15 protein-coding genes are annotated in these 15244 nt (G+C 38.2%); all 15 read right to left on the reverse strand.

Annotated features, from left to right (window positions below; translation table 11 throughout):
- Positions 1–52 precede the first annotated feature (52 nt).
- Entirely contained in the window at positions 53–787 is a 735-nt protein-coding gene (trmD, locus tag BWGOE10_RS19240) for a tRNA (guanosine(37)-N1)-methyltransferase TrmD (protein WP_070144592.1), read from the reverse strand.
- On the reverse strand, positions 787–1302 hold the full coding sequence (rimM, locus tag BWGOE10_RS19245) for a ribosome maturation factor RimM (RefSeq protein ID WP_070144593.1): 516 nt from the start codon (positions 1300–1302) through the stop codon (positions 787–789). Before rimM ends, trmD begins: the two co-directional genes overlap by 1 nt.
- A 120-nt stretch (positions 1303–1422) precedes the next feature.
- A complete protein-coding gene (locus BWGOE10_RS19250; protein ID WP_002088196.1) occupies positions 1423–1650 on the reverse strand; it encodes a KH domain-containing protein in 228 nt (75 codons plus the stop codon).
- Positions 1651–1664: 14 nt separating this feature from the next.
- Positions 1665–1937, reverse strand: a complete 273-nt coding sequence (rpsP, locus tag BWGOE10_RS19255) for a 30S ribosomal protein S16 (RefSeq protein ID WP_000268750.1) — start codon at positions 1935–1937, stop codon at positions 1665–1667.
- 100 nt (positions 1938–2037) lie between these two features.
- The gene (gene ffh, locus BWGOE10_RS19260; RefSeq protein ID WP_002111383.1) at positions 2038–3387 is read right to left on the reverse strand and encodes a signal recognition particle protein; all 1350 of its coding nucleotides are present in this window, start codon (positions 3385–3387) and stop codon (positions 2038–2040) included.
- 12 nt (positions 3388–3399) lie between these two features.
- Positions 3400–3732: a putative DNA-binding protein gene (locus tag BWGOE10_RS19265; RefSeq protein ID WP_000891061.1), complete on the reverse strand. Its 333-nt coding sequence runs from the start codon at positions 3730–3732 to the stop codon at positions 3400–3402.
- A gap of 132 nt (positions 3733–3864) precedes the next feature.
- The gene (gene ftsY, locus BWGOE10_RS19270; RefSeq protein WP_070144594.1) at positions 3865–4854 is read right to left on the reverse strand and encodes a signal recognition particle-docking protein FtsY; all 990 of its coding nucleotides are present in this window, start codon (positions 4852–4854) and stop codon (positions 3865–3867) included.
- A gap of 14 nt (positions 4855–4868) precedes the next feature.
- Positions 4869–8438: a chromosome segregation protein SMC gene (smc, locus tag BWGOE10_RS19275; RefSeq protein ID WP_070144595.1), complete on the reverse strand. Its 3570-nt coding sequence runs from the start codon at positions 8436–8438 to the stop codon at positions 4869–4871.
- Between the two features lie 148 nt (positions 8439–8586).
- The gene (gene rncS / locus BWGOE10_RS19280) at positions 8587–9324 is read right to left on the reverse strand and encodes a ribonuclease III (protein WP_070144596.1); all 738 of its coding nucleotides are present in this window, start codon (positions 9322–9324) and stop codon (positions 8587–8589) included.
- Positions 9325–9382: 58 nt separating this feature from the next.
- Entirely contained in the window at positions 9383–9616 is a 234-nt protein-coding gene (gene acpP / locus BWGOE10_RS19285; RefSeq protein WP_002014515.1) for an acyl carrier protein, read from the reverse strand.
- A 69-nt stretch (positions 9617–9685) separates the two neighbouring features.
- Entirely contained in the window at positions 9686–10426 is a 741-nt protein-coding gene (gene fabG, locus BWGOE10_RS19290) for a 3-oxoacyl-[acyl-carrier-protein] reductase (RefSeq protein WP_070144597.1), read from the reverse strand.
- On the reverse strand, positions 10420–11370 hold the full coding sequence (fabD, locus tag BWGOE10_RS19295; protein WP_070144598.1) for an ACP S-malonyltransferase: 951 nt from the start codon (positions 11368–11370) through the stop codon (positions 10420–10422). The genes fabG and fabD overlap by 7 nt, the downstream gene beginning before the upstream one ends.
- Positions 11371–11384: 14 nt before the next feature.
- On the reverse strand, positions 11385–12377 hold the full coding sequence (gene plsX, locus BWGOE10_RS19300; protein ID WP_002128828.1) for a phosphate acyltransferase PlsX: 993 nt from the start codon (positions 12375–12377) through the stop codon (positions 11385–11387).
- Positions 12374–12967, reverse strand: a complete 594-nt coding sequence (gene fapR / locus BWGOE10_RS19305) for a transcription factor FapR (RefSeq protein ID WP_000747352.1) — start codon at positions 12965–12967, stop codon at positions 12374–12376. Before fapR ends, plsX begins: the two co-directional genes overlap by 4 nt.
- A gap of 88 nt (positions 12968–13055) precedes the next feature.
- Positions 13056–15104 carry an ATP-dependent DNA helicase RecG gene (recG, locus tag BWGOE10_RS19310; protein ID WP_070144599.1) on the reverse strand — a complete coding sequence of 683 codons (2049 nt, stop codon included), beginning with the start codon at positions 15102–15104 and terminating at the stop codon, positions 13056–13058.
- Positions 15105–15244 lie beyond the last annotated feature (140 nt).

Here is a 15244-nt window from a genome sequence, read left to right on the forward strand (position 1 = left end):
TGTTATAATAGCATATTGCTAGGACTGTTGCAATAGAAAATATATCAAGCCCTTATCGGTCTTCTTTAACTTGTTCCAGCCATTTCTCTTCTTGCTTAGATAATTCTCGTTCTTCTAGTAAATCCGGTCTACGTGTGTACGTACGACGTAGTGACTCTTTATGGCGCCATTCATCAATGTTTTTATGATTTCCTGACATTAGTACATCCGGTACCTTCATACCACGAAAATCAGCAGGACGTGTATAATGTGGGTGCTCTAACAAACCTGTGCTAAAAGAGTCTTCCACTTGTGATGTTTGATTCCCAAGCACTCCTGGCAAAAGTCGTACAACACTGTCAGTGACTACCATAGAAGCCAATTCTCCACCCGTTAATACGTAATCTCCAATAGAAATCTCATCTGTTACAAGATACTCACGAATTCGTTCATCGTATCCTTCATAATGGCCACATACAAAAATAACATGCTCTTCTCCAGCAAGCTCTTCTGCCTTCTTCTGCGTGAAACGCTCTCCTTGTGGACACATTAAGACGATTCTCGGCTTACGGTCTGTTTCCTTCGTTAACTCTTCTACTGCGTCAAAGATAGGCTGCGGGGTTAATACCATACCAGCGCCCCCACCATACGGATAATCATCTACACTATTATGCTTACTAGTTGTATACTCACGGAAATTGACAACACGAAGCTCTACCGCTTCTTTTTCTTGTGCTTTCTTTAAAATTGAAGATCCAAACACACCCGTAAACATATCTGGAAACAATGTTAAAATATCAATTTTCATTATAGTAACCCTTCCATTACATGAATGGTTACTAGTTTATTTTCAATGTTAACTTGAAGTACAACATCATCAATATAAGGAATTAAAAGTTCTTGACCCTTTGGACGTTTAATCACCCAAACATCATTCGCACCAGGAGATAGGATTTCTTTAATTGTCCCTAATTCTTCTCCCTCTTCCGTTACAACGTTGCAACCAATAATTTCATGGTAGTAGTATTCGCCTTCAGCTAGTTCGCCTAACTGCTCTTCTGGTACTTTTATTAAAGAACCTTTAAACTTCTCTACTTCATCTACATTGTTGTATCCTTCAAGTGTTAATAAATCAAATGTCTTATGTTGACGATGAGAAGTTACCTTCACTGTAAGATAGTCTGTACCTTTCTCATCCCATATGTATAACGTGTTCCCTACTTTATATCGCTCTTCTGGAAAATCAGTACGAGAAATAACACGAATTTCTCCTTTTACGCCATGAGTATTTACAATTTTCCCTACGTTAAACCATTTTGTCATAAATAGTATGTCACCCCTGGTTTCTATATAAATTAAGCATTTCCATTTTATATATGGAACATGCAATTTCTCTTTAAATGTTAAAAAAGGGAGAGGAAATAACTCCTCGCCCTTTTACGTTTATTGAATTTCCAGTGTGACGTTCTCATCATTATGATGTCCCACTGAATACAAGAGCATTCGAATCGCTTTCGCAACTTTCCCTTGCTTTCCAATGACTTTTCCAACATCCTCAGGATGTACAGTTAATCGATACTTTATTTCTCCGTTGCAAAGTTCCTGTGTAACTTTTACATCTCCAGGATGATCCACAAGAGGTTTAACAATTGTCTCGACTAACATTTTCATTGTCATTGCCTCAATTACTTACCTTGTTTAGATAAGTGGAATTTCTCCATGATACCTTGGTTAGAGAAAAGGTTACGAACTGTATCAGATGGTTTAGCACCATTTCCTAACCATTTTAATGCTGCTTCTTCGTTGATCTTAACTTCCGCTGGTTGAGCAACCGGATTGTAAGTACCGATTTCCTCAATGAAACGTCCGTCACGAGGAGAACGAGAATCTGCAACAACTACACGATAGAAAGGAGTTTTTTTAGCTCCCATACGTTTTAAACGAATTTTAACTGCCATTTATAAAGCACCTCCGAATTTATTTCACACAGATAATTATATTAGCAAAAAGACTATTGCTTTGTAAAGTGTTTTTTCTTAACAGAGCCATCTTTTTTCCTTACATGAATGGAAACTTCAATCCACCTAGTCCTTTTTTCTTACCTTTTTGCATTCCCGTCATCGTCTTCATCATTTTTTTCATATCATCAAATTGCTTGATTAGACGATTGATTTCTTGTACTGTTGTACCGCTACCTTTGGCAATGCGCTTTTTACGACTAGCATTGATTATTTCCGGTTGTTCTCGTTCTACTTTAGTCATAGAACGAATAATTGCCTCAATATGCCCAATTTGTTTTTCATCAACTTGTGCATTTTTCAGCCCTTTAATTTTATTTGCACCAGGAAGCATTCCTAACAATTCGTCAAGCGGTCCAAGTTGACGCACTTGTCCAAGTTGTTCTAGGAAATCGTCAAGCGTAAACGAAAGCGTACGCATTTTTTGCTCAAGTTCTTTTGCTTTCTCTTCATCAACTGTAGCTTGCGCTTTTTCAATTAATGTTAAGACGTCGCCCATCCCTAAAATACGGGATGCCATACGTTCTGGATGGAACGCTTCAATTGCATCTAGTTTTTCACCCATACCAGCAAATTTAATTGGTGTATTTGTTACAGCCTTAATAGATAATGCCGCACCACCGCGCGTATCACCATCTAATTTCGTTAATACAACACCTGTTAATCCTAGCTGTTCATGGAAACTTTGTGCTACATTTACCGCGTCTTGTCCTGTCATCGCATCGACAACAAGGAAAATTTCATCCGGTTTCGCAACTTCTTTGACTTTCGCTAATTCATCCATTAGTTCTTCATCAATATGCAGGCGACCCGCTGTATCGATTAAAACATAATCGTGATGATCTTCTTTTGCTTTCGCAATCGCTTGTTTCGCAATTTCAACCGGACTTACTTGATCTCCCAAGGAGAAAACAGGCATGTCCAATTGCTTCCCTAATGTTTCAAGCTGTTTAATCGCTGCTGGACGGTAAATATCCGCTGCAACAAGCATCGGTTTACGATTATGCTTTTTACGAAGCAAATTCGCAAGCTTACCTGTCGTCGTTGTTTTACCCGCACCTTGCAGACCAACCATCATTATAACAGTAGGTGGCTTATTAGCAACAGCAATTTTGCTTTGCTCTCCGCCCATAAGTTCTGTAAGTTCTTCCTGTACGATTTTAATTACTTGTTGTCCAGGTGTCAAACTTTTCATTACATCTTGTCCGACAGCACGCTCAGACACACGCTTTATAAAATCTTTTACTACTTTAAAGTTAACATCCGCTTCTAAAAGAGCTAGACGAACTTCTCTCATCATTTCTTTCACATCGGCTTCAGAAACTTTTCCTTTGCCGCGGATTTTTTGCATTGTCTGTTGAAGTCGGTCGGCTAATCCTTCAAATGCCATATTGCCGCCCTCCTAATCTAATTTTTCGATAGCTTCAACAACTTGTTTCATTTCTTCATTCACATGCTCTTCTTCGCTGATTAGCTGTTTTAGCTTTGCAACAAGTCGCTGTCGCTCTTGAAACTTTTGAAGTAATACTAATTTATCTTCATATTCTTCAAGCATCGCTTCAGTCCGTTTAATGTTATCATACACGGCTTGGCGACTTACATCAAATTCTTCCGCAATTTCACCAAGAGATAAATCATCTAGATAATAAAGCGACATATAACTTCTTTGTTTTTGCGTTAACAACGATTGATAAAAATCAAATAAATAGTTCATTCTCGTTGTTTTCTCGAGCATGTTGGATCATCCTTTGTTAAGTGATTTCCCTTTACATGATTTAGTTTACATGGAGTACAAAAGAGTGTCAAGTTTTTTTCTTAACATCACATATTTTTATAGAAAAAGAAGCGGAAATACCGCTTCTTTCACTTACACTTCTTCTGTTTCTACTAAGTTCGCAAACAAACCATAAACATATTGTTCTGGATCAAACTGCTGCAGATCATCCATTTGCTCTCCTAGCCCAACAAATTTCACCGGAACATCCATTTCGTTACGAATCGCTAAGACGATACCACCTTTAGCAGTTCCATCTAACTTCGTTAAAACAATACCAGTAACATTCGTTGCTTCACGGAATGTTTTCGCTTGGCTTAAACCATTTTGTCCTGTTGTTGCATCAATAACTAGTAATATTTCATGAGGAGCCCCTGGTACTTCGCGCTCAATTACGCGCTTCACTTTCTCTAACTCTTTCATTAAGTTTACTTTATTTTGTAAGCGTCCTGCTGTATCACATAGTAATACATCCACTTTACGGGCCTTTGCCGCTTGTACAGCATCATACATAACCGCCGCTGGATCAGATCCTGATTCTTGTTTAATTACTTCTACACCAACACGATCGCCCCATACTTCTAATTGTTCAATCGCTCCAGCACGAAATGTATCTCCTGCCGCCAATAGGACAGACTTACCTTCTGATTTAAATTTATGTGCAAGCTTACCAATCGTCGTCGTTTTCCCCACACCATTAACACCAACAAATAAAACTACTGTTAATTGATCCTCTTGTATATTAACTTCATTACTAAAGTCGCTGTCACCTTTGTAAATTCCCACTAACTTTTCAGAAATAACAGCCTGTACTTCTTTCGGATCTTGAATGTTACGACGTTGCACTTCTTCTTTCAACTGATCAATTAATTCCATCACTGTCGAAACTCCGACATCCGCACTAATTAAAATTTCTTCTAATTCCTCAAAGAAATCTTCGTCTATTTTACGGTAACGGTACACTAAATCATTTACTTTATCAGCAAATGAATTTCTCGTTTTTTCTAATCCTTGTTTAAACTTCTCTGTTACCGTATCCGTTTGTTTTGAAATTTTTTCTTTTAATTTTTTAAAAAAACTCATACTTCCCATCCTTCCTATCTACTTGCAACAAGTTCTTCGCCATCATCTAAACGAACAGAAACAAGCTTCGACACCCCTGATTCTTGCATTGTGACACCGTACAATACATCAGACTCTTCCATTGTACCTTTTCGGTGTGTAATTACAATAAACTGTGTTTCATCACTAAATTTCTTTAAATACTGCGCAAAACGAGCAACGTTTGCCTCATCAAGAGCTGCTTCTACTTCATCTAGCACACAGAATGGAACTGGGCGTACTTTTAAAATACCAAATAAGAGCGCAATTGCCGTTAAAGCACGCTCTCCCCCTGAAAGTAAACCTAAGTTTTGTAGTTTCTTTCCTGGTGGTTGCGCTACAATATCAATACCAGTATTTAGTAAATCTTCCGGATTTGTCATTACTAAATCCGCTCTACCGCCCCCGAATAGTTCAGAGAATACAGATTGAAACTCTGTTCGAATCCCTTCGAACGTAGTAGAAAAGCGTTTTTTCATCTCTTCATCCATTTCCGTAATAAGTTGATGCAATGTCGATTTCGCTTCTTCCAGATCATCTCTTTGCTCTAATAAGAATGTATGGCGCTCTGCTACACGTTCATACTCATCAATTGCCCCTAAATTTACTGCGCCTAACTCTTCGATGGATAGTTTAATTAGTTTCACCTTTTTACGCGCATCTTCTGCAGGCATCATCATTGTATACTTAAGTTTTGCTGCTTCAAATGAAATAGTATATGTTTCACGTAAATGTTGCAATCTATTTTCCAGCTCTACATCAAGTCGGTTAATTTTCACTTCTTGATCTTTCAGCATCTCAAGAATATATTTATGTTTGCCTATTGTTTCTTTCGTACCGCGCTCTAAATGCTCGACTCTTTCTTGCAATGATACGCGTTGTTCACGACGAGAACGAATTAACTCCGAAGTTTGATTACGATCATACGCTTTCTTCTCAATCATATTCGTAATTTGTTCTTCGCCACTTGAATTAGATGTCATCTCTTGCTTTAAGAACGCTAAATCTTCTTTCGTTTTTACAAGCGTCGCATCAGTCTCTTCTTTTTCCTTCGTCAATCGTTCGACTTTTTCTTTTTGATTAGACAAACGTTGTTGTTGTTCAGCAACTTGCACTTTTAGCTCCGTCATTTCCTTCTGAACTTTTTCTTTTGAAGAATGTTGTTCACTTTTTTGTTTCGTTAAAACGACGATTTTGCTATCTAATTCCCCAATCTCCGTTTGAAGAGTAGCTAAAATCTTTTCTAACTCTTCTTTACGCCCTTGCATTTTTACTTGATCTTGTAAAAATCCTTCAATCTCTAAATCGTAAATCGATAAACGATCATTAATACGATGTTCATCTAATTCTAAACGATTAATTTCTTCTCTTAGCTTCTGTTCATCTACACGTTCGGTCTCTACACCTTGGCGTAGCTCTCGTATTTGTACTTCTTTTTCTTGAATCTCTTGCTTTACTGCTTTAACAAAATTTTCTAGCTTCGTTGTTTTTTCTTCCATGTCAGTTAGTTTTTTAGTCCACTCTTCAAGTTCACGTTGACGTCCCAATAAAGAGGATTTCGCTTGTTTTACAGCTCCACCCGTCATAGAACCACCCGGATTCACTACGTCACCTTCGAGTGTTACAATACGATAGCGGTATTGCAGTTGTTTCGCTAACTCATTTGCTCCGCGTAAATCTTTCGCAACAACAACAGTACCTAATAAACTGGAAACTACATTCTCATATTTATTATTGTACTGCACAAGTTCTGCCGCTACACCGACAAACGATGGATGTTGATTCACAATGCGTAATTGATCAAATGATAGCGATCGGCTTTTAATAACAGCTTGAGGTAAAAACGTTGCACGGCCATGTTTATTTTGCTTTAAAAATGCAATTGCATTACGAGCATGTTCTTCTGTTTGTACTACGATATGTTGCATCGCTGCCCCAAGGGCGATTTCCATTGCGATTTCATATTCTTTCGGCACAGTCAGAAGTTCTGCAACAGCGCCCTCAATACCTTGTAGTCTATTTTCTCTAGCCTTTAATACTTCACGTACCCCTTGATAGAAGCCAGAGTAGTCCTCTTGCATCTCTTCTAACATTTCTTTCCGAGAGCGCGCCTGTTGCACAAATTGATACGCTTGATACAGTTTCGTTTCATTTTCACTATACTGTGACTTACATTTCCCAAGTGCCGTTTCTGTCTTCTGTATGTTAGAAATAATGCCAGCTATTTTCTCTCTCGCTTGCTCATAACTTTCTAGAAGTTTCGCCTTTTTCGCTGTAATTTCCACACGCATCTGTACATACTTTTCATTTTCTTCATCAAGTCGTTCGTTTTTAGAGTTTTGCTGTTTTGATTGTTCTTCAATCATAGATAATTCATTACGAAGACTTGCTTGTTGATTTAAAAGTTCAATATAGTCACCTTTTAGATTCTCAATTTGTTCCTCTAAATTCTCAGCAAAAGTCGCAAGTAATTGCTCGTTATCATGCAATTTCTTCTCCAATTCATTTACTTGATTCACAAATTGCATTAAAGCTTCTGTACTTGTTTCAATTTCGCCATCATAACTTGTAGCTTTCTCTGTTAACTCAACAATTAGCTTTTCAAGCTGCGCACAATGTGTCGTTGCATTTTGCTTTCTTTCCTTTAACAGCTCGCGTTGCCCTTCTAGTTTTTCTAGTTCTTTACTAGACAGAAGGAGAACTTCTTGTAAGGAATTTACAGATTCATCAACGGCTTGTAATTGCCCGCGTAATTCCTCAAGCTCTTCTTCACTTTTTTGTAAGTTCGCCGACATTTTAGCTTCTTCATCTTTATTATGCCCAAATTGATTTCGAAGCGCTTCCCACTTTGCATGTAATTCTTCAATTTCATGTACAATAAGCGCAGCTTCTACCTTCTCTAATTCTTCTTTTTTCTCAAGATAATCTTTCGCAATAGAAGCTTGTCTTTCTAGTGGTTCTACTTGACTACTTAATTCGTGAATAATATCTTGTACACGATTTAAGTTTTCTTGTGTTTCCGCCAATTTCCCTTCAGCTTTCTTTTTACGAAGTTTGTATTTCAGCACACCCGCAGCTTCTTCAAATACCCCACGACGTTCTTCTGATTTACTACTCAAAATCTCTTCGACTTTCCCCTGGCTAATAATTGAAAAAGCTTCTCTTCCCATACCAGAGTCCATAAATAAATCAATAATATCTTTCAATCTACAAGATTGTTTATTAATATAAAAATCACTATCACCCGAACGAGATACACGACGCGTTACACACACCTCGTTATACTCAATCGGTAAGCGTTGGTCTTCATTATTTAAAGTTAATGTAACTTCAGCAACATTAACCGCTCTTCTCGTATCACTGCCGGCAAAAATAATATCCTCCATCTTTGCACCGCGTAATGACTTTGCAGATTGTTCACCAAGTACCCAGCGAATTGCATCAGTAATATTACTTTTCCCGCTCCCGTTAGGTCCTACTACAGAAGTTACACCTGGAACAAAATCGACAGATACACGCTCAGCAAAAGATTTAAATCCTGCTATTTCTAATCTTTTTAAAAACACGAAAGGCCTTCCTCCTATTCTCCGTTGTTGTAAACGTTGTCTGTACGAAAACAAGCTACTATACGGATTTCCCACTCCTTTTATTTATAAATAAAAGGAAAGTTTCATTCTATGCATAAGGAATCCCCCTCATTCAAAGGGGGATTCCTCATGATTGTTCTTTTAATTTTTTCAATGCTTCTGCAGCAGCTTGTTGCTCTGCCTCTTTTTTTGACTTACCACTTCCAAGACCTAATGCCTCATTATTTAAAGTTACACGGGACACAAATTCTCGGTTGTGGGCTGGTCCTTTTTCTTGCAAAATTTGATACTCAATATTGCCACTACCATCACGCTGAATCAATTCTTGCAATTGACTCTTATAATCCATCACATGAGAAAAAGCACCTTCATTAATTTTTGGATATACAACTTCTTTTAAGTATCCCCAAACTGTTTCTAGCCCTTGATCAAGATAAAGGGCACCAATAAACGCTTCAAAGACATCCGCTAATAAAGCTGGTCGTTCACGTCCACCCGTCATTTCCTCACCTTTTCCTAATAAAACAAGGCTACCAAATGACATTTCGTTTGCAAAACGAACAAGAGATGGCTCACATACAATAGCTGCACGTAGTTTTGTTAACTCTCCTTCGCTCATTGTCGGATATTTTTGAAACAGATACTGTGATACAGTGAGTTCCAATACAGCATCGCCAAGAAATTCAAGACGCTCATTGTCCTCATGCGGTTTTTTTCGATGCTCATTCACATACGATGAATGCGTAAATGCTTGAATCAATAATTTTTCATCTGTAAACGTAATACCTATCTTTTCTTGAAATACTTTAAAAGCTTCACGATATTTTGCTTCGTATTTTTTTTCTCTATGTTTTCGGTACGGCATAGGTCCCTCCAGATATAAGCCGAGAAGCCCCGTTAAAAAACGGGACTTCACTTAAGCATTATAGATGACTCTCTATGTAAGTCACAGCATCGCCAACAGTAGCAATCTTTTCAGCATCTTCATCAGAAATTTCCATTTCGAATTCATCTTCTAATTGCATTACAAGTTCTACTACATCTAGGGAGTCTGCGCCTAAATCTTCTTTGAAACTTGCAGCTGGTACTACTTCAGTTTCTTCTACTCCTAAACGATCAACGACAATTTTTGTTACACGCTCTAAAACATCTGCCATTTTATTCACCTCCCCTCAAATATTATATAAAATATTGTCCAAAAAAACTAGGTGAAATCGATTCTTTTATTACATTACCATACCGCCATCAACATTTAATGTTTGACCTGTAACATATTTACTTTGATCAGAAGCAAAAAACGTTACAGTATTTGCGATATCTTGTGCTTCTCCAAACTGAGCTGCAGGAATTAACTTTAACATTTCTGCTTTTATATTTTCATCTAATACATCCGTCATATCAGTCGCAATAAACCCTGGAGCAATTGCATTTACAGTAATATTTCGGCTCGCTAATTCTTTTGCTGATGTTTTTGTTAATCCAATTACACCAGCTTTAGCAGCAACATAATTTGCTTGTCCTGGGTTTCCTGTTACACCAACAACAGAAGCAATATTAATAATACGTCCATGACGTTGACGCATCATATAGCGCGATACTGCTTTCGTACATAAGAAAACACCTTTTAAGTTTGTATTAATAACTGTATCCCATTCTTCTTCTTTCATACGCATTAATAAATTATCTTTTGTTACACCAGCGTTATTTACAAGAATATCAACTTGTCCAAACGTATCTACAGTTTGTTTCACCATTGCAGTAACATCATCAGCATTTGCAACATCTGCTCTTACTGCAATGGCACCTGAACCTAATTTCTTTATTTCATCAACTACTTCATTCGCCTTTTGCTCATTACCAGCATAATTTACTACAACATTTGCCCCTTGTTTCGCTAAATCAATGGCAATCGCACGACCAATCCCACGTGAAGCACCAGTTACTAATGCTACTTTCCCTTTTAACATCCGCTTTCTCCTCTCAAATTCGAAATGGTATCTTTTAATGTCTCTTCATCATATATCGCATATGCTTTCACTGAAGAATCAATCGACTTCATAAGACCAGCAAGTACTTTTCCAGGTCCGATTTCAATAAAGGTATCTACCCCTTGTTTCACCATATACTCAATAGATGGGTACCATAATACAGGCGAATAGAGCTGTTCAATTAGCTTTTCTTGAATATCTGTACCACGTGTAATAACATCTGCCGTAACATTTGCAATAACAGGAATATTCGTGTCTTGAATTGTAATTTCATTTAAAACACTTTGGAATTTCTCAGCAGCTGGTTTCATAAGCGAGGAATGAAACGGTCCACTTACTTTGAGCGGAATTGCTCTTTTAGCGCCATTTTCTTTCGCTCTTTGAGAAGCAAGTTCTACTCCTTGCTTTGTTCCAGAAATAACAATTTGCTTCGTACTATTCATATTAGCAATTTGTACTGCGTATCCTTCACTTGTTACTTCTTCTGTAACTCGTTTCAGCATATCCGGATCCGCACCTAAAATAGCTGCCATTGCACCTTCCCCGCCTGGAACAGCTTCTTCCATATATTCCCCGCGTTTCCTTACAGCATACACAGCGTCTTCGAATGTTAATGCACCAGCAGCTACAAGAGCGCTATATTCACCTAAACTATGTCCTGCGACAAAATCAGGTGTAATATCATACTCCTTCAAAGCTGTTAAAATTGCAAAGCTCGTTGTTAATAGTGCCGGCTGCGCATTTGTCGTTAATGTTAACTTTTCCTGTGGTCCTTCAAAAATCACTTCTGAAAGAGAATCATGCAAAACCTCATCCGCTTTTGCAAACACTTTCGCAACCTCTTTATTATTCTCCGCTAACTGTCTACCCATTCCAACCGCCTGTGAACCTTGGCCCGGAAAAAGAAATGCTAGTTTTCCCATTTCAAATCCTCCTCTTATTGAAGCGGCTCCTTCTCCATTACACTTGAAATTGTAGGAATTACTTCTTTCGCTACCATTTCTCTCGTTTGACGAATCGCACTAAATATCGATTGGTCATTAGAAGAACCGTGAGCCTTAATGACAGGAGCTTTCAATCCAAACAATGCCGCTCCTCCATACTCCGAATAATCCATTTTATCTTTCAATACCATAAGTTTTGGTTTTAATACCGCTGCTGCTAATTTGCTCGTAAACGAACTCATTAATTGCTCTTTTAACATAGAAAATAACGCAAGCGCTGTTCCTTCTAATGATTTTAGCGCTACATTCCCTGTAAAACCATCACATACAACAACGTCTGCTACACCTTGCAATAAATCTCTTGATTCAACGTTTCCAACGAAATTAATTGGTGCATCCTTGAGCATAGCAAAGACCTGTTTTGAAAGCTCGTTTCCTTTACCATCCTCTGTTCCAACGTTTAAAAGTCCAACGCGTGGATTTTTAATTCCTCTTACCTTCTCTGCGTAAACAGAGCCCATTACTGCATATTGATATAAATGAATTGGTTTTGCATCAACGTTGGCTCCAACATCTAACATAACAAAACCTTCTCCATCAACAGTTGGCATTGTAGGTGATAAAGCTGGTCGTTCAATTCCTTCCATACGACCAACAACAAACAATCCAGCTGCCATCAAAGCTCCTGTACTACCTGCTGATATACAAGCATCCGCTACACCGTCTTTTACTTGCTGCGCCGCTAGTACCATTGAAGCTTGTTTTTTTCGACGAACCGCTCTTACTGGTTCGTCTGTCGATTCAATTTTTTCGTCCGTATGAAGTATAGTAATTCGCTCTTCACTCGTTAAATATTGACGAATTCCCTCTTCCTTCCCTACTAACGTAATATGTAAATCTGAGTATTCCTTAATAGCTTTCATTGCTCCTAATACTACAGCCTTTGGTGCATGATCGCCGCCCATTGCATCTATTGCGATTTTCATAAGTTGTTACCTTCCTCACTATAATTACTAGATCGATACATTTCAAAAGTGCCTGTAAAAACAAGTTCTTCTCCAACAAAGCTACGCACTTTGACAACCGTCCGTCCTTTATCATTCTCTACATCTTCAACACGTGCTTTTGCAACAACACGCTCTCCTAATTTTACAGGACGAATATATCGAATGGTGGACTTTGCAGTTAAAGCTAATTCTTCATCAATAACCGCAACAGCTAGTGAGTTTGCTTGCGCAAACAAATGATGCCCACGAGCAATTTGATTTCTTTTAAATACATGTTCTACCTTTACTTCAAAGATAGAAATCGCATGTCTATCTAATTCTATATCGATAATTTCTCCGACAACCTCTTCTAACGGTAAAGATTTCACATCTTCTTCATGTTGTTTTGTAGCCACATGCTTAATTCGTTCTCTTAATTCAGGAATAGATAATTCCATACGATCAAGACGAACAGTTTGTATGCTCACTTGAAATTTTTCCGCTAAATCTTCATCCGTTATAAAAGGATTCGTTTCTATTGTTTGTTGTAATAATTCTTGTCTTTCTTTTTTACTTCTTCTTTTTTTCATACCGCACCATCCATTTTTATGACTAGGTACTAAAAGTAGTATATAATCATTAAAAGTAGAATGCAACAAAAACTTTTGCAGACTACTTTTAATCGAGCTTCTCTCCCTGGAACACACCTGTCCCATCAAGATAAGTACGCAGCGAAGCATATTGATCATTATGCCAAAACGCTTCTGAATCAACTAGTATCGCCGCATCTTGTCTTGCTGTTTCTAACGCCCGATAATCATGCACCATATCAGCAACCTTAAATTCTGGTAGACCACTTTGCTTACTTCCAAAGAAATCCCCAGGACCTCGTAACTCTAAATCTTTTTCTGACAATACAAATCCATCATTTGTTTCAGTCATAATGCGCATTCTTTCTTTTCCCGTTTCTGATTTCGGGTCCGCAATTAATAAACAATATGATTGTTCACTACCACGCCCAACACGCCCCCTCAGCTGATGGAGCTGTGATAAACCGAAACGTTCCGCGTCATAAATAACCATAACAGTCGCATTTGGTACATTCACACCTACTTCAACAACTGTTGTCGACACAAGAATTTGCACTTTATTTTCACTAAACTGTCCCATTATTTCTTCTTTTTCTTGAGATGATAGTCTCCCATGCATTAATCCAACTTGGCATTTCCCTTGATAATGATGAGTCAGCATACTATGTAAGTCGATAGCATTTTGTACATCAAGCTTCTCAGACTCTTCAATAAGAGGGCAAATAACATATGCCTGTCTTCCTTTTTTTATCTCTTTCTCCACAAAACCGAGAACACGATCTAACATATCATGTTTTGCCCAGTACGTTTCGATTACCTTTCTACCAGCTGGCATTTCATCGATAATAGAAACGTCCATCTCTCCAAATGCAGTGATAGCTAACGTACGCGGGATTGGGGTCGCCGTCATAAACAACACATCTGGACTTTCACCTTTCTCACGTAAAACCCGGCGCTGCGCCACACCAAATCGATGCTGTTCATCGGTAATAACGAGACCTAACCTATGAAATATAACTTCGTCTTGAATTAAAGCGTGCGTCCCAACAAGGATGTCTACTTCTCCCTGTTCTAATCTCGACAAAATTTCTCGACGTCTCGCACCTTTAACAGAACTTGTTAGCAATTCAACCTTCATACCGAAATGTGAAAACGTCTCCGCGAGCGACTGATAATGTTGTTCGGCTAAAATTTCTGTAGGAACCATTAAAGCACCTTGATAATGAGCCAATTTCGCCGCATAAAGAGCAATCGCAGCAACAACTGTTTTCCCAGAACCTACATCCCCTTGCAATAATCGATTCATTCGGTACGGAGATACCATATCTTTCATTATTTCATCTACAACCCGGCGCTGTGCGCCAGTTAATGGAAACGGAAGTGCATCAGTAAACTCTTGCAATTCTACTAATGAAATTTCTTTTTTCGTCCCTTTCGAGTTTTCCCTTTCCATTTTCCGTAATGTTTGCATTTTCAACTGAAACAAGAAAAATTCCTCATATACAAAACGGCGACGCGCTTGCTTTAAGTCTTCCTGTCCCATCGGAAAATGTAACGTTCGAAGCGCTTCATAACGTGGTAATAATTTATACCTACTTAACAAACCGTCAGGTAACACTTCAATTATAGAATCTCCATACGCCTTTAAAGCCTGGGCAATAAAACGGCGCATCTGTTTTACTGTCAGTTTCCCTTTCACGGAATATACTGGTTCTACTTCTTGTTGACGCACAACCGGTCCAAAATGAAGTTCTGATACAGCGATCGTTTGGCGATGCTGATCCCATTTACCAGTAATCGTTACTGTTTCATCTAACGTTAACTTTTGCTTATAGTAAGGTCTATTAAAACATACCGCCGTAATTAAATAACGACCGACGAGAACACGAACTGTAAGACGCGACTTTTTCTTTCCATAATATTGAAGTAGAGGAGCACTATGGACTTTCCCCTCAACTGTCACACGCTCATCATGCTTTACGTCAGCAAGATCTTTCATCGCATAGTCTTCATAACGGTACGGAAAATGTTCTAACAGATGAGAAACTGTATAAATTCCCATCTCATGTAATAACTCAGATGTTTCTCCTCCGATTCCCTTTACATCCGTAACAGGAACTTGTACAACTTCATTCAAGATTCTCACGCTCCGTCACATTATTTTCTTCGATTCATTCTATTGATTATCCATTAACATCATTGACATCTGTACTCGCTCTCTTTCACCTTATATATTCTATCATAGGCATTCTAAGAGAAACTACTCTAATCCCTCTA

This window comes from Bacillus mycoides, assembly GCF_001757995.1.
GTDB lineage: Bacteria > Bacillota > Bacilli > Bacillales > Bacillaceae_G > Bacillus_A > Bacillus_A mycoides_B.